Annotated in this window: 14 protein-coding genes and 1 other annotated feature; of the genes, 8 read left to right on the top strand and 6 right to left on the bottom strand. The window is 64.9% G+C overall.

Translation table 11 applies throughout. The features are described 5' to 3' along the window. Position 1: 1 nt before the first annotated feature. The 3 genes from DYZ14_RS09645 (at position 2) to DYZ14_RS09635 (ending at position 2719) form a co-directional block, all read left to right on the top strand. Positions 2 to 751 carry an electron transfer flavoprotein subunit beta/FixA family protein gene (locus tag DYZ14_RS09645; protein ID WP_115670280.1) on the top strand — a complete coding sequence of 250 codons (750 nt, stop codon included), beginning with the start codon at positions 2 to 4 and terminating at the stop codon, positions 749 to 751. 26 nt (positions 752 to 777) lie between these two features. After that, a complete protein-coding gene (locus tag DYZ14_RS09640; RefSeq protein WP_154720458.1) occupies positions 778 to 1707 on the top strand; it encodes an electron transfer flavoprotein subunit alpha/FixB family protein in 930 nt (309 codons plus the stop codon). A gap of 130 nt (positions 1708 to 1837) precedes the next feature. After that, a complete protein-coding gene (locus DYZ14_RS09635; protein WP_115670282.1) occupies positions 1838 to 2719 on the top strand; it encodes a 3-hydroxybutyryl-CoA dehydrogenase in 882 nt (293 codons plus the stop codon). Between the two features lie 26 nt (positions 2720 to 2745). On the opposite strand, the gene DYZ14_RS09630 is transcribed toward DYZ14_RS09635, so the two are convergent. Continuing rightward, positions 2746 to 4239 carry a SulP family inorganic anion transporter gene (locus tag DYZ14_RS09630; RefSeq protein WP_154720457.1) on the bottom strand — a complete coding sequence of 498 codons (1494 nt, stop codon included), beginning with the start codon at positions 4237 to 4239 and terminating at the stop codon, positions 2746 to 2748. A gap of 64 nt (positions 4240 to 4303) precedes the next feature. Next, positions 4304 to 4359 (bottom strand) — a sequence feature (sul1 is cis-regulatory element that is thought to sense ions involved in sulfur or methionine metabolism; They are found in Alphaproteobacteria). Between the two features lie 92 nt (positions 4360 to 4451). Then, positions 4452 to 5114 (bottom strand): thiol:disulfide interchange protein TlpA, encoded by a 663-nt coding sequence (gene tlpA / locus DYZ14_RS09625; protein ID WP_154720456.1) that lies wholly within the window; start codon positions 5112 to 5114, stop codon positions 4452 to 4454. Between the two features lie 24 nt (positions 5115 to 5138). On the opposite strand from tlpA, the gene argH reads away from it, so the two are divergent. The 4 genes from argH (at position 5139) to DYZ14_RS09605 (ending at position 10976) form a co-directional block, all read left to right on the top strand. Then, positions 5139 to 6542 carry an argininosuccinate lyase gene (gene argH, locus DYZ14_RS09620; RefSeq protein WP_154720455.1) on the top strand — a complete coding sequence of 468 codons (1404 nt, stop codon included), beginning with the start codon at positions 5139 to 5141 and terminating at the stop codon, positions 6540 to 6542. Positions 6543 to 6639: 97 nt separating this feature from the next. Continuing rightward, complete coding sequence (gene lptM / locus DYZ14_RS09615; protein ID WP_154720454.1) at positions 6640 to 6840, top strand: LPS translocon maturation chaperone LptM; 201 nt, start codon at positions 6640 to 6642, stop codon at positions 6838 to 6840. 13 nt (positions 6841 to 6853) lie between these two features. Further along, positions 6854 to 8122, top strand: a complete 1269-nt coding sequence (gene lysA / locus DYZ14_RS09610) for a diaminopimelate decarboxylase (RefSeq protein WP_154720453.1) — start codon at positions 6854 to 6856, stop codon at positions 8120 to 8122. 172 nt (positions 8123 to 8294) lie between these two features. Continuing rightward, positions 8295 to 10976, top strand: a complete 2682-nt coding sequence (locus DYZ14_RS09605; RefSeq protein WP_154720452.1) for a TIGR02302 family protein — start codon at positions 8295 to 8297, stop codon at positions 10974 to 10976. A gap of 61 nt (positions 10977 to 11037) precedes the next feature. On the opposite strand, the gene DYZ14_RS09600 is transcribed toward DYZ14_RS09605, so the two are convergent. Continuing rightward, on the bottom strand, positions 11038 to 11757 hold the full coding sequence (locus DYZ14_RS09600) for an SDR family oxidoreductase (RefSeq protein WP_154720451.1): 720 nt from the start codon (positions 11755 to 11757) through the stop codon (positions 11038 to 11040). Positions 11758 to 11827: 70 nt separating this feature from the next. On the opposite strand from DYZ14_RS09600, the gene DYZ14_RS09595 reads away from it, so the two are divergent. After that, positions 11828 to 12466 carry a TetR/AcrR family transcriptional regulator gene (locus DYZ14_RS09595; RefSeq protein ID WP_154720450.1) on the top strand — a complete coding sequence of 213 codons (639 nt, stop codon included), beginning with the start codon at positions 11828 to 11830 and terminating at the stop codon, positions 12464 to 12466. 36 nt (positions 12467 to 12502) lie between these two features. Here DYZ14_RS09595 and DYZ14_RS09590 read toward each other — a convergent pair whose 3' ends face one another. The 3 genes from DYZ14_RS09590 to DYZ14_RS09580 form a co-directional block, all read right to left on the bottom strand. Continuing rightward, the gene (locus DYZ14_RS09590; RefSeq protein WP_154720449.1) at positions 12503 to 12862 is read right to left on the bottom strand and encodes a response regulator; all 360 of its coding nucleotides are present in this window, start codon (positions 12860 to 12862) and stop codon (positions 12503 to 12505) included. Between the two features lie 146 nt (positions 12863 to 13008). Continuing rightward, positions 13009 to 13560, bottom strand: coding sequence for a hypoxanthine phosphoribosyltransferase (hpt, locus tag DYZ14_RS09585; protein WP_154720448.1), 552 nt, complete (start codon positions 13558 to 13560; stop codon positions 13009 to 13011). 83 nt (positions 13561 to 13643) lie between these two features. After that, positions 13644 to 14318, bottom strand: a complete 675-nt coding sequence (locus DYZ14_RS09580; protein ID WP_154720447.1) for a hypothetical protein — start codon at positions 14316 to 14318, stop codon at positions 13644 to 13646. Positions 14319 to 14396: the final 78 nt, after the last annotated feature.

Raw genomic sequence — 14396 nt, 5'->3', positions numbered from 1 at the left:
CATGAAGATACTCGTGACCGTTAAGCGGGTTGTGGACTACAACGTCAAGATCCGCGTCAAGACGGACGGGACCGGCGTGGAGCTGGCCAACGTCAAGATGTCGATGAACCCGTTCGATGAAATCGCCGTCGAAGAGGCCCTGCGCCTCAAGGAAGCCGGCAAGGCCGAGGAAGTGGTCGTCGTCTCGATCGGACCGGCCAAGGCCGAGGAAACGCTGCGCACCGCGCTCGCCATGGGCGCCGACCGCGCCGTTCTGGTCGAGACCGACGATGCCGTCGAGCCGCTCGCCGTCGCCAAGCTGCTGAAGGGTGTCATCGACGCCGAACAGCCGGGCCTCGTCATCACCGGCAAGCAGGCGATCGACGACGATTCGAACCAGACCGGCCAGATGCTCGCTGCCCTGCTCGGCTGGGGCCAGGCGACGTTCGCCTCCAAGGTGGAACTTGGCGCCGACAAGGCGACCGTCACCCGCGAAGTCGATGGTGGCCTGCAGACCATCGACGTCAAGCTTCCGGCCGTCGTCACCACCGACCTTCGCCTGAACGAGCCGCGCTACGCCTCACTGCCGAACATCATGAAGGCGAAGAAGAAGCCGCTCGACAAGAAGACGCCGGCCGACTTCGGCGTCGACACGACGGCGCGCCTCAAGGTGCTGAAGACCGAGGAACCCGGCGGCCGCAAGGCGGGCGTCAAGGTCAAGTCTGTCGCCGAACTGGTCGACAAGCTGAAGAACGAAGCCGGCGTGCTGTAATCGGACCGGGATAGGAGACTAGAGATATGGCCATTCTTCTTCTGGCAGAACACGACAACGCAACCCTGTCCGACCAGACCGCCAAGGCGCTGACGGCCGCCACCAAGATCGGCGGCGACATTCACGTGCTGGTTGCCGGCTCCGGTGCCAAGGCGGCCGCCGACGCCGCCGCCAAGCTTTCGGGCGTTTCCAAGGTTCTGCTCGCCGACGATGCGAGCCTTGCCAACAACCTCGCCGAACCGCTCGCCGCCCTGATCATCGGCCTCGCCGACGGCTATGACACGATCATCGCGCCCGCGACCTCCTCGGCCAAGAACGTCATGCCGCGCGTCGCTGCCCTGCTCGACGTGATGCAGGTCTCGGAGATTACCGAGGTCGTCTCGGCCGACACTTATCGGCGCCCGATCTATGCCGGCAACGCCATCCAGACGGTTCAGTCCACCGACGCCAAGAAGGTGATCACTGTGCGCACGACGGCCTTTGCCGCCGCGGCAGAAGGAGGTGCGGCCGCCGTCGAAACGGTGGGCGCTGCCGCCAATCCGGGCGTCTCGACCTTCGTCAACGATGCGCTCTCGACCTCCGACCGTCCGGAACTGACCTCGGCCAAGATCATCATCTCCGGCGGTCGTGCCCTCGGCTCGGCGGACAAGTTCAAGGAAGTCATCCTGCCGGTGGCAGACAAGCTCGGTGCCGCCGTCGGCGCAAGCCGCGCCGCAGTCGACGCGGGCTATGCCCCGAACGACTGGCAGGTCGGCCAGACCGGCAAGGTGGTCGCCCCGCAGCTCTACATCGCGGCCGGCATCTCGGGCGCCATCCAGCATCTCGCCGGCATGAAGGACAGCAAGGTCATCGTCGCGATCAACAAGGACGAAGAGGCGCCGATCTTCCAGGTCGCCGATTACGGCCTGGTCGCCGACCTGTTCGAAGCCCTGCCGGAGCTCGAAAAGGCGCTGTAAGGCGCGCGCCTTTCGCAACTGCGAAAGGGACTGGAAAAACGCCCCGCGCGGGTCTATCAATTTGCCGGGCCGGCTTCCGTTGGCCCGGCATTTTTGTAAACTACGCCTGCGGAGTGGCGAGGAGAGCGCGATGGTGACGGTTATCAGCAATGTGGGGATCGTGGGCGCAGGCCAGATGGGCTGCGGCATTGCCCATGTCTCGGCGCTCGCCGGCTACAAGGTGACGATCTACGACCTGTCGAAGGACCGCATCGAGGCGGGTCTCGCCACCATCAACGGCAATCTCGCCCGGCAGGTGACCAACGGCAAGCTCACCGACGAGGACCGCAAGGCCGCACTTTCGCGCATCAGCGGCACGGCCGACATCAATGACATGGCACCGATGGACCTGGTGGTCGAGGCGGCGACCGAGGACGAGACCGTCAAGCGCAAGATCTTCGCCCAGCTCTGCCCGGTGCTGAAACCCGAAGCGCTGCTGGCAACCAACACGTCTTCGCTTTCCATCACCCGGCTCGCCTCCGCCACGGACCGGCCGGAACGCTTCATGGGCATCCACTTCATGAACCCGGTGCCGGTGATGAAGCTGGTCGAGCTGGTGCGCGGCATCGCCACCGAGGAGACGACCTTCGAAACGGCCAAGACCTTCGTCCGCTCGCTCGACAAGACGATCACGGTCGCCGAGGATTTTCCCGCCTTCATCGTCAACCGCATCCTGTTGCCGATGATCAACGAGGCGATCTATACGCTTTACGAGGGCGTGGGTTCGGTCGAGGCGATCGACACCGCCATGCGGCTCGGGGCGAACCATCCCATGGGCCCGCTGCAGCTCGCCGACTTCATCGGCCTGGACACCTGCCTGTCGATCATGCAGGTCCTGCATGACGGCCTGGCCGACAGCAAGTACCGCCCCTGCCCGCTGCTGGTGAAATATGTCGAGGCCGGCTGGCTCGGCCGCAAGGCCGGGCGCGGCTTCTACGACTATCGCGGTGAAGTGCCGGTCCCGACGCGCTGAGGCAGCGCGCGGGCAACGCACACGGGCTAATGCGCCACTGACGGATCGGCCGCGTCGGCCTTGTCGTGAATTGCCAGCTTGTCTACGATTGTCTTGCTGGCTTCATTGAAACCGACCAGTTCAACCTCGGCGCCGCGCCGGCGAAACTTCAGCACCACGGAATCCAGCGCCGCGACGCTGGAAATGTCCCAGATATGGGCCTGGCTGACATCGATCACCACCCTGTCGAGGAACTCACGGAAATCAAAGGCCTGGGCGAAATCCTCGACCGAGGCGAAAAACAGCTGTCCGCCGACCCTATAGGTGCGGCAGCGGCCGTCCTCGGATAGCTGCGAGGACACGTCGAAGATCTTCGAGATCTTCCAAGCGAAGAAAATCCCCGAAAGCAGCAAGCCGACCAGCACGCCGATCGCCAGATTGTGGGTGCCGACCACGGTTGCGACGGTCGCCAGCATGACGATCGACGACGATCCCGGATGATGGCGCAGATTGTCGACCGACTTCCAGGAGAAGGTGCCGACCGACACCATGATCATCACCGCGACCAGCGCCGGCATCGGGATGAGGCTGACCCAGTCGCCGAGCACCACGCAGAGGATGAGCAACAGGACACCAGCCGCGAAGGTGGACAGGCGCCCGCGTCCCCCGGTCTTGATGTTGATCATCGACTGGCCGATCATGGCGCAACCCGCCATGCCGCCGATGAAGCCGGTGACCCCGTTGGCGATCCCCTGGCCGATCGATTCCTGGTGCCGGTTGCTGCGCGTGTCGGTGATGTCGTCGATCAGCTGGGCCGTCATCAGCGATTCCAGCAGCCCGACGACGGCGACGCCCAGCGAATAGGGCGCAATGATCCGAAGCGTCTCCAGTGTCAGCGGCACCATCGGCAGGTGGAAGCTCGGGAAGGCCGAGGGCAGTTCGCCCATGTCGGAGACGGTGCGCACATCGATGCCGAAATAGATCGATACCACCGTGAGGCCGATGATGGCGACAAGCGGTGAGGGAACGGCCCGCGTGAAGCGCGGCAGGATATAGATGACGGCAAGGGCCGCAGCGACCATGACATAGGTGACCGGCGTGACGCCGATCAGTTCCGGCAATTGCGCCATGAAGATCAGGATCGCCAGCGCGTTGACGAAGCCGGTCATCACCGACTTCGACACGAAACGCATCACCATGCCAAGCCTCAGGAAGCCCGCGGCGATCTGGATGACGCCCGCCAGCACGGTCGCCGCCAGCAGGTATTCCAGTCCGTGCTGCTTGACGAGCGGCGTCATCAGCACGGCCGTCGCGGCCGTTGCCGCCGAGATCATGCCGGAACGGCCGCCGACGAAGGCGATCAGCACGGCGATGGAGAACGACGCATAGAGCCCGACCTTCGGATCGACGCCGGCGATGATGGAAAAGGCGATGGCTTCGGGAATGAGTGCGAGCGCAACCACGAGGCCGGAGAGGAGATCGGCGCGGACATTGCCGAACCATTCCGCCCGGTATCGGGCGAGATCGAAATTGAAGAACATGGAAATTTCCCGCAAATCTGAAGGGCCGGTGGGAGGCGCCGGCCGAAAGGCTTCAAGTCTGATGGGTTGTCCGGCGGATCGGCGGCCGGAAGAGCCACCCGGATTTGCACCGGGTCCAAGTGATTGAGCCCTTCATAGCCGGGCATTTGCGCCATGGCAAGTTGTCGCAGCCCATGAAGAACGATCGAGGAAGGCGCCTCGCCGTCAGCGGTTCAGCTCCCGGCGGCAGCCTTGATCAACGCCTTGGCGTCCGGGCTGTCCCAGGCCGCGGGACCGTTCATCGCGCCGAGCAGGCAGCCCTTGCCGTCGATCAAGAGCGTGGCAGGCAGGCCGAAGGCGAGGCCCTCCTTCTTCAACGTGTTGAACACACCCATGCTGGCGTCGCGGTAAAGGCCGAGCGCATCGACCCCGGTCTCCTCGAGGAAGGCCTTGGGTTTGTCGATCGTGCCCGTGTCGATATTGATCGCCAGCACCTGGAAGGCGTCGCTGCCCTCGGCCTTCTGCAGCGCGTTGAGCGCCGGCATTTCCTCGCGGCAGGGCACGCACCAGGTGGCCCAGAGATTGAGCAGAACCGTCTTGCCGGAGAAATCGGCGAGCGTCAGGTCCTTGTCCGCCTGGTCCTTGAAGGAGAGCCCGTCGATCACCCGCGGCTCCGCCGCCGCGACCATGGCGGCGACCTCGCCGGTGGTAAACGGCTTAAGCGCGGCCGCTTTTTCGACGGAACCCGCACACTGCGCCGCATCGGCGACCTCGGTCCCATTGCCAGAGGCGGTCTGCTTCACGTATACCGCGACCGCGCCGGCAAGGATCCCGGCGACCGCCGCAATCGCAACAAGCTTGGCGGAAGGAAGTCCGAGCGGTCTTTTTTCTGTCATTGCAGTCTCCAGGATGGGCAAGGCATGGCCGAGGACACCAAGAACACGAAATCCTCCAACCAGATGTGGGGCGGTCGCTTCGCTTCGGGCCCCGCGGCCATCATGGAGGAGATAAATGCCTCCATCGGTTTCGACAAGAAGCTTTACGCCCAGGACATCCGCGGCTCAATCGCGCATGCGACCATGCTGGCGCATCAAGGCATCATCACGGGCGAAGACAAAGACAAGATCGTTCACGGCCTGAACACGATCCTGTCAGAGATCGAAAGCGGCCAGTTCGTCTTCTCGCGCAAGCTCGAGGACATCCACATGAACGTCGAGGCGCGGCTGGCCGAGCTGATCGGCCCCGCCGCCGGCCGGCTGCACACCGCCCGCTCGCGCAACGACCAGGTGGCGCTCGACTTCCGCCTCTGGGTCAAGGAAGAATTGCAGAAGGTCGAGGCATCGCTGACGGCGCTGATCGCCGCCTTCCTCGACCGCGCCGAGGAACATGCCGATACCGTCATGCCCGGCTTCACCCATCTCCAGACCGCCCAGCCGGTGACCTTCGGCCACCACTGCATGGCCTATGTCGAAATGTTCGGCCGCGACCGCCAGCGCGTGCGCCATGCGATCGAGCACATGGACGAAAGCCCGATCGGGGCAGCGGCCCTTGCCGGAACCGGCTTTGCCATCGACCGCCACATGACGGCCTCAGCACTCGGCTTCCGCGAACCGACCCGCAATTCGATCGACACCGTTTCGGACCGCGACTTCGCGCTGGAATTCCTGTCGATCGCCTCGATCTGCGCCACGCATCTGTCGCGGCTCGCCGAAGAGATCGTCATCTGGTCGACGCCGCAGTTCGGCTTCATCCGCCTGTCGGACGCGTTTTCGACCGGCTCGTCGATCATGCCGCAGAAGAAGAACCCGGACGCAGCCGAACTGGTGCGCGCCAAGACCGGCCGCATCAACGGCTCGCTGGTGGCGCTGCTGACCGTGATGAAGGGCCTGCCGCTCGCCTATTCCAAGGACATGCAGGAAGACAAGGAACAGGTCTTCGATTCGGCCGAGAGCCTGGAACTGGCAATCGCCGCCATGACCGGCATGGTGCGCGACATGACGATCCGCACCGACAAGATGAAGGCGGCAGCCGGCTCCGGCTATTCGACCGCGACCGACCTCGCAGACTGGTTGGTGCGCGAGGCAGGCCTTCCGTTCCGCGACGCTCACCACGCGACCGGCAAGGCCGTCGCCATGGCGGAAGCCAAGGCTTGCGACCTGGCGGAGCTTTCGCTGGAAGACCTGCAGTCGATCAATCCGGCCATTACCGCCGGCATTTTCGACGTGCTCACCGTCGAGGCCTCGGTTGCCAGCCGCAAGAGCTTTGGCGGCACCGCGCCGTCCGAGGTCCGCAAGCAGATCGCCTGGTGGCGCGAGCGCAATTGATCACGGTCGTTTGCGGGACCATCACCAGAATGAGGGTGCACAAGCGCCCCGATTTTCGCTAGAGGCTTAAGGAACGAGATTTTCGGTGGATAGGGTGATGGTGAAGACGCTTTCCCGTTGGACGATGGCAGCCGGCCTGCTGGCGACGGCCCTTGTGCTTTCCGGCTGCGGCCGCAAGGCCGACCTTGATCCGCCCAGCATGCCGGCGGAACAGCAGAACAAGCTGGCGACGCCCGGCGAGAAGCCGGAAAAGCCGAGCGTTCCCGACCAGCCCTTCGTCCTCGACCCCCTTCTCTGACAGGTCCAAGCCCGTGAACCACTTCGACTATCGCGACGGCGTGCTCTATGCCGAGGACGTCTCCGTACCCGAAATCGCCAAGGCGGTCGGCACGCCCTTCTACTGCTATTCGACGGCGACGTTGGAACGGCACTACCGGGTCTTCTCCGAGGCCTTCGCGAGCGTCGACTCGATGGTCTGCTATGCGATGAAGGCGAATTCCAACCAGGCGGTACTGAAGACGCTCGGCCGGCTCGGCGCCGGCGTGGACGTGGTCTCCGAGGGTGAACTGCGCCGGGCGCTGGCCGCCGGCATTCCGGCAAACCGCATCCTGTTCTCCGGCGTCGGCAAGACCGTGCATGAGATGGACCTGGCGCTCGAGGTCGGCATCTACTGCTTCAACGTCGAGAGCGAACCGGAACTGGACGTGCTGGCGAGCCGGGCACAGAAGGCGGGCAAGACCGCCCACGTGTCCTTCCGCGTCAATCCGGACGTCGATGCCAAGACCCATGCCAAGATCTCGACCGGCAAAAAGGAAAACAAGTTCGGCATTTCATTTGACCGTGCCCGTGCCGTCTATGCCCGTGCCGCCACCCTGCCCGGCATCAAGGTGTCGGGCATCGACATGCATATCGGTAGCCAGATCACCGAAATGCAGCCCTTCGAGGACGCCTTCCGGCTGTTGCGCGAACTCGTCGACACGCTGCGCTCCGACGGCCATGCGATCGACCATGTCGACATCGGCGGCGGGCTCGGCATTCCCTACAAGGACGACAACAATCCGCCGCCGGAGCCGGACGTCTATGCCAGGATCGTGCTGGAGCAGCTCTCCGGCCTCAACTGCAAGATCGTCGCCGAACCCGGCCGCCTGATCGTCGGCAATGCCGGCATCCTGGTGACCGAGGTGATCTATGTGAAGGACGGCGGCGACAAGACCTTCGTGATCGTCGACGCGGCGATGAACGACCTGATCCGCCCGACGCTCTATGATGCGCATCACGAAATCCGCCCGGTGGTGATTTCGGCCGCCAGCGCGCCGCGCATCCGCGCCGATATCGTCGGCCCGGTTTGCGAGACCGGTGACTATCTGGCGCTCGACCGCGAAATGGCCATGCCACGGCCCGGCGACCTGATGGCCGTCGGCTCGGCCGGGGCCTATGGCGCCGTGCAGGCGAGCACCTACAACACCCGGCGCCTCGTCCCCGAAGTGCTGGTGAATGGCGGCGAATTCCATGTGATTCGTCCCCGACCGAGCTATGACGACATGATCGCGCTCGATTCGGTTCCGGCCTGGCTTGCCTGACAAAGGCCCGGACGCCGTTCACTTTTCGGCGACCGGTTCAAAAAAGCGGGACCGAAAGGCCAGCCGCCCTCGTCTTCGCCACAAAGGATGCTATCCTTACTTTTGTTAAGGATAGACAAGCCGCGCCGTGATCGCCCTAGGGCGAGCCGCGGGCAGGACGGAGACCCGACGGATGACCCCTCAGCCGGGCAGCAGGAGAACGGGTGCATTTCGCACCGACCCGGCGCTGGCGCGGCGGGTGGCGATCAAGCGCTTCCTGGCGCGGCTGGTGCTGTTTGCCGAACGGTTGCTGCCACGGTTCCTGCCGCTTCTCGGCATTGCCGCGATCTTCGTCTCGCTCGCCTGGCTCGGCGTCTATCGGCAATTGCCGGATCTTCTCCGTCTTGGCCTCGTCTTCGTCCTCACCTTCGCCTTCGTGGCGAGCCTCCTGCCCTTTGCCCGGCTGCGCTGGCCGGCCGGCGAAGAAGCCGACCGGCTGCTGGAGGAACGGAACCATCTGGCCCACCAGCCCGTCGCCGTACAGGACGACGAGCCGGCCTTCGAGACGCCCTTTGCCCGGGCGCTCTGGGTCGAGCACCAGCGCCGCATGGCCGAGACGATCGCCGCGCTCGATGCCGGCCTGCCGCGGCCGGACATTTCCCGCTTCGACCGCTATGCGCTACGCGCCGTGCCGGCGCTGCTGTTCGTCACCGCGCTTGCCTATTCGGGATCCAACGGCGCCGGCGTGATTGCCGATGCCTTCCGCCGACAGCCGGCGACCAGCGATGCGCCGGGCCTCAGGATCGATGCCTGGATCACTCCGCCCGCCTATACCGGCCAGCCGCCGGTGTTCCTCTCAGGCCGCGACGGCCAAGGTGACGGTCAGGCTGCGACCAGCCAGGCACGGGTCCCGCAGAATGCCCAGGCGACGGTCCGCATCAGCGGCGGCAGCGCCGACGAGAAGGTCCTGTTCCGCCGGGCCGACGACGGCTCTGTGACCGAAATTGCCATGGGCGCAGGCCCGGACGCGGACGACGAGCCGGCGGACGGCCCCGTGGGCAAGCCCGTCCCCACCGCTCCGAACGCAGCGAACGTCCATGAATGGAAACTCGATGCAAGCGGCGAACTTCTGGTCGGCGGACGGCAATGGGCGATCGACGTCATCCCCGACAAGGCGCCGGAAATCGCCTTCGACGGCCTGCCGCGCCGCAGTGCCAATGGCGCTCTGGAGGTCGGCTTCACCGCCAAGGACGATTACGGCCTCGCCAGGGCCTATGCCGAGATTGAGCCGCTGGAGGAGAAGGCGGATGCCATTCCGCTCTATGCCCTGCCGGAATACAAGCTCGACCTGCCGCGCCACAATGCCCGCGACGCCAAGGGGCTTTCGAGCCGCAACATCACCGAGCATCCGCTGTCGGGCCGAAAGGTCCGGATCACGCTGGTGGCAACCGACGGTGCGGGCCAGACCGGCCGCAGCCCACCGCACGAGATGACGCTCCCTGCGCGCGCCTTCGTCGAGCCGCTGGCGGCGGCGGTCGCGGAGGAACGCCAGGTTTTCGCGCTGGACATCCGCGACCTGCGTCAGGCGATCGCGCTGAACGAGGCGTTGCAGATCCGCCCCGAGGAAACGATCCCCAACACGACGCACTACCTGCTGCTCCAGTCGGCGCAGGCGCGCATGAAGCTGGCACGCTCCACGGAGGAACTGGAGAACACCGCCGATTACCTCTGGGAGATCGCCCTTGGTATCGACGGCGGCGAGCTGTCACTGGCCGAACGCAAGCTGCGCGACGCCCAGCAGGCGCTGGCCGATGCGCTGGAACGCAATGCGCCGGACGAAGAGATCAAGAAGCTGATGGACGAGCTGCGCGCCGCCATGCAGGAATTCATGACCGCGATGGCGCAGCGCCAGCCGAATGCCGAGGGCCAGCAGCAGCAACAGTCGGCGCAGAACGTGCTGCGCCAGCGCGATCTGGAAAACATGATGAACCAGATCGAGAACCTCGCCCGCTCCGGCAATCGCGACGCGGCGCGGCAGATGCTCTCCGAATTGCAGCGCATGATGAACAACCTGCAGGCAGGCCGCCCGCAGCGCGGCGGCCAGCAGCAGGAAAACAGCCAGGCCCGCCAGCAGATCGACAAGCTCGGCGAGATCATGCAGGAACAGCAGAAGCTGATGGACGAGACCTTCCGTCTCGACCAGGCCTTGAGGGACCGCATGCAGAGGGGTGATCCCGAAGGCGGCGAAGACGGCGAGTTTCTCGAACAGATGCCGCAGGACGGCCAGGAAGGTGGGCAGCCGCAGCAAGGTCAGCAGGGCGAGGGCGGACAGGACGGCCAGCAGGGCTCGCCGACCGACCGGATGACGGCCGAGCAATTGCGCGAGGCGTTGAAGAACCTGCGCGCCCAGCAGGATGCGCTGGGCAAGAAGCTCGGCGAACTGCAGAAGGGGCTGGGCGAACTCGGCGTCAAGCCGGGCGAAGGCTTCGGCCAGGCCGAGCGCGAGATGCGCGGCGCAGGCGAAGCACTGGGCAAGAGCCAGGGCGAGCAGGCGGTGGAGGGCCAGGGGAAGGCGCTCGAGGCATTGCGCCAGGGCGCGCGCGACATGATGAACCAGATGATGCAGGCGATGCGCGGCCAGCAGGGACAGGGCGAGCAGCAGGGCAATAATCAGGGCGACCAGAACGGTCGCGACCCGCTCGGCCGCCCGCGCGCCACCACCGGCCCCGATTTCGGCGAACGCGTCAACGTTCCCGACGAGATCGACGTGCAGCGGGCGCGTGAGATCCTCGAGGCCATCCGCAAGAAACTCGGCGACAATGCCGGCCCGGAATTCGAACGCCGCTATCTCGAACGGCTGCTGGACATTCAGTGAGGCGACCGCTCGTCCAACCGGCTTCGCCTGTCAGTCGGGTTCGGATCTCAGCGCTTCCGATCTACCAGGGAGTGGTGCCACCGGGCTCCACGAAGCGACCGGACCCGAGCTCTTCGAGCGCAAATCGCACGGGAAGTCGCGCCCCTTCTTGCGGGGTCATCGTGCCGTAGCCCGTGAGATCGGTCTTGACGAATCCGGGGCTCACCGAATTCACCGCAATGCCCGATCCGCGCAGCTCTTCGTGGAGTTGGACCGTCAGCATATTCAGTGCTGCCTTTGACGCATTGTAGCCGATGAATTGCGCCGAATAGTAGGGCGATTGCGGATCGCCGTTCAGCGTCAGCGAGCCAAGCGAGCTGGCGAGGTTGACGATCCGGGCGATGCCTGCCGAACGCAACAGCGGCAGCATGGACTGGGTGACCGCAAGCGTGCCGAGAAAATTGGTCTCCATGACCCGACGCACCGCGTCGAGCGACGCCTTGCCCGGCGGACCGTCGGCAGGATCGAAAATGCCGGCATTGTTGACGAGGATGTCGAGCTTGCCGTGCGTCTCGCCGATCTGCCTGGCCGCCGCGACGATCGATGCAGGGTCCAGCAGGTCGAGCGCAAGGACCTCAGCCGACAGCCCCTCGCCGGTGAGATCTGCTGCCGCCGCGCGGCCCCGCTCTGCGTCGCGCGCGCCGATGATGACGTGCGCACCCGCCTCGGCGAGTTGCCGGACGATTTCGAGGCCAATCCCCTTGTTGGCTCCGGTGACGAGTGCAATCCGCGTGTCGGCCATCCGAACTCCCTTTCCTTTTGCTGCGATGCCGACAAATATATGAAGGATCGTTCAGTTTGAGGATTCGCTTTTGGCCCCAGCAACGCCCCGAGCCCTGACGCCCCGGAAAAGGCCGCGTCAGGCACGCTCCACCGCCACGGTGGATGCGATATTCGAAGCGACCATTCAGGTTTTGCTGAGCGCGGGACCGCATCGGTTGACAACCACGCGGGTGGCCGAGCGGGCCGGGGTCTCGGTCGGGACGATGTACCAGTATTTTCCGCACAAGCAGGCGCTGATCTATGCGCTGAACGAACGCTACCTGGATGTCCTGGCGGGAAAGATCGAGGCGACATGCCGAGCGTCTCACGGCGCGCCCGTCGGGAGGATGGCCGAAGCGCTCATCGACACCTACTGGCGGGCAAAGACGGAACGGGCCGATGTGACGCGGGCGCTATACCGTTCGGTGGTCGAACTGGACAACGAAGCGCTGATCGAGACCTTCGCCCGACGGGTCGATGCGGCGACCGTCGCCATGCTGCGCACGGCCCCGGATGCGCGTTTCGAGAATGTCGAGCCCATCAATTTGACGCTCGTCACGGTCATATTCGGAACGGTGCGCAACGCCTTCGAGCGGCAACTCTCGGAAAATGACGCCGTAGTATTGCAGGGTCAGTTGACCTCGATGTGTCAGGCCTACCTGAATGCCCAGATGACCGGGAAGGCATGACGGTCCGTCGCGATCAAGAGCCGCGACGGGCTCCGTTCATCTGGCGAGCGCCATGGCGACGGCCTTGCGGATGTCTGGAAGGGCGAAGGGTTTCGACACGACGTCGATGATCTTGGCCGACAGATCGTCGGCTCGCTCGCGCTGCTCGGCATAGCCGGTCATCAGCAGGATCTTGAGGCCCGGAAAGTCCGAATGGGCGCGGTGGGCGAGCTCGATGCCGTCCATGACCGGCATCCGGATATCGGACAGCAGCAGGTCGAAGGTTTCCTCGGCCAGACGCTCCAGGCCCTCGGCGCCGTCGGCGGCCTCGAAGGTTTCATGGCCGTCGAGGCGCAAGGCCCGCGCCACGAAGGAGCGCAGCGAGTCTTCGTCCTCGGTGATGAGAATTCGCGCCATGATCGATCTGCTCCCGGTCCATTCATTGTCCGAGAGCGAAATCACCAGAGTTTCGTTTGCGATCGGTAAACGCCAGGGGGGCTGACCGCCCCATGGTTAACGAGTGATCTTCGTCCAGGGGCGATAGTTTGCCCCGGAAAAATATCTCAGGCCTCGGCCGCGTCGCCGGTGACGACACCGACATAGGGCAGTTCACGGAAGGCATAGGCGACATCCATGCCATAGCCGACGACGAAATAGTCGGGGCATTCGAAGCCGACATAATCGGCCTCGAGCTGTTCCTGCCGCTTCACCTTCTTGTCCAGCAGAACGGCGAGAGAGACATTGGAGGCGCCGCGTTCGTAGAGCAGCTCCTTGGCGAACTTGAGCGTGCGACCGGATTCGAGGATGTCGTCGATCAGGAGGACGTCGCGGCCATGCACGTCGCTGTCGATGTCCTTGACGATCCTGACGCCTTGCGAGACCGTGCCGGTGCCGTAGCTGGAAAGTGTGATGAACTCGACCTCGGGAGCAAGCCCGACATCGTGCAGGGCGCGGATCAGGTCGGCGGCGAAGATGAACGAGCCTTTGAGCACCGCGATCACCAGAAGATCATTGGCCGGTCCCTTGGCGATTTCGGCGGCGAGCTGGTGGTTGCGCTCATCGATCTGCCGGGCGGTGTAGAGCGGCTCGATGTTCTTTCCGCGGACGACGGGCATGGCTTACTCCTTTGAGCGCTGCGGCCTGGCCGGACGTCTCGGCCAGTCATGGAAAGTGTTGGCCGATAGCACAGTCGGGCGCGTCAGGCACCCGATTCCTCGAAGGACAGCCTGAGTTCCGGCGTTTTTCCACCGGGATGCAGCAATCGCGCCGTGATGCCGCGGCTATGGCCCGCGTCGATCTCCTCGACGGGCGTTGCGATATAGGTGCTGGCGATGACCTGTCCGCCGGCGATCAGGTCGGCCCTGAGTTTCGGCATCGGGCTTTTCTCCGCGCTGCGGTTTTCGATGATGGCATTGACCTGGAGGATGCGCATGCCGTCGTCGTCGCGCGGAGTGAGGCTCACATGGGTGATATCGAGCGGCCGGGCATTGGCATCCTCCGCGGGGCCGCCGAGGATGAGCCCGGCAAAGGCGAAGGTGGCGGCGAAGACGAGCGCGACCATGACGGCGAAGGCTCCATTCGACAACGACTGAAGCACCCTCTCCGTCTGCCGCAGCGTGCCCGCGGCAAGGCTTGCAAAGCGGTTGGCGGCGCCATTGCGCCGATTTGACGAGGTGAAACGGTGATTGTCGTTCAAGCCGCGCGTGCCCCCCGCCCGGCGCGGCACCTCACGCGCGGGGACGGGCACGAAATGCGCGTCGACCACATCGGCCCGCGCCTCAAGGGCGGGCCGCAGCGGCCGCCGCGGGCGCTCGGGCGGCAGGAGGTCGATCTCCGGCTGGGCCGGTGGGCGTCTGGAGCGGAATGCGTTCATTTTCCGGTGCCTTTCGCGTAAGCCCGCCGACCGGCCAAAATCTGGGCATTGAAACGAATCCCCTCCAGACGTAAATTC

Source organism: Ciceribacter sp. T2.26MG-112.2, assembly GCF_900492205.1.
Classification (GTDB): domain Bacteria; phylum Pseudomonadota; class Alphaproteobacteria; order Rhizobiales; family Rhizobiaceae; genus Allorhizobium; species Allorhizobium naphthalenivorans_A.
The sequence above is the reverse complement of the archived record's forward strand: the minus strand, read 5'-3'. Positions and strand labels throughout refer to the sequence as shown.

Bases quoted from the DNA above. Each gene is read 5' to 3' on its own strand.
- DYZ14_RS09600 (WP_154720451.1), bottom strand. From the start codon at position 11,757: ATGGCCGACACGCGGATTGCACTCGTCACCGGAGCCAACAAGGGGATT.
- DYZ14_RS09645 (WP_115670280.1), top strand. From the start codon at position 2: ATGAAGATACTCGTGACCGTTAAGCGGGTTGTGGACTACAACGTCAAG.
- DYZ14_RS09590 (WP_154720449.1), bottom strand. From the start codon at position 12,862: ATGGCGCGAATTCTCATCACCGAGGACGAAGACTCGCTGCGCTCCTTC.
- DYZ14_RS09635 (WP_115670282.1), top strand. From the start codon at position 1,838: ATGGTGACGGTTATCAGCAATGTGGGGATCGTGGGCGCAGGCCAGATG.
- argH (WP_154720455.1), top strand. From the start codon at position 5,139: ATGGCCGAGGACACCAAGAACACGAAATCCTCCAACCAGATGTGGGGC.
- lptM (WP_154720454.1), top strand. From the start codon at position 6,640: ATGGTGAAGACGCTTTCCCGTTGGACGATGGCAGCCGGCCTGCTGGCG.
- DYZ14_RS09640 (WP_154720458.1), top strand. From the start codon at position 778: ATGGCCATTCTTCTTCTGGCAGAACACGACAACGCAACCCTGTCCGAC.
- DYZ14_RS09580 (WP_154720447.1), bottom strand. From the start codon at position 14,318: ATGAACGCATTCCGCTCCAGACGCCCACCGGCCCAGCCGGAGATCGAC.
- hpt (WP_154720448.1), bottom strand. From the start codon at position 13,560: ATGCCCGTCGTCCGCGGAAAGAACATCGAGCCGCTCTACACCGCCCGG.
- tlpA (WP_154720456.1), bottom strand. From the start codon at position 5,114: ATGACAGAAAAAAGACCGCTCGGACTTCCTTCCGCCAAGCTTGTTGCG.
- DYZ14_RS09605 (WP_154720452.1), top strand. From the start codon at position 8,295: ATGACCCCTCAGCCGGGCAGCAGGAGAACGGGTGCATTTCGCACCGAC.
- DYZ14_RS09630 (WP_154720457.1), bottom strand. From the start codon at position 4,239: ATGTTCTTCAATTTCGATCTCGCCCGATACCGGGCGGAATGGTTCGGC.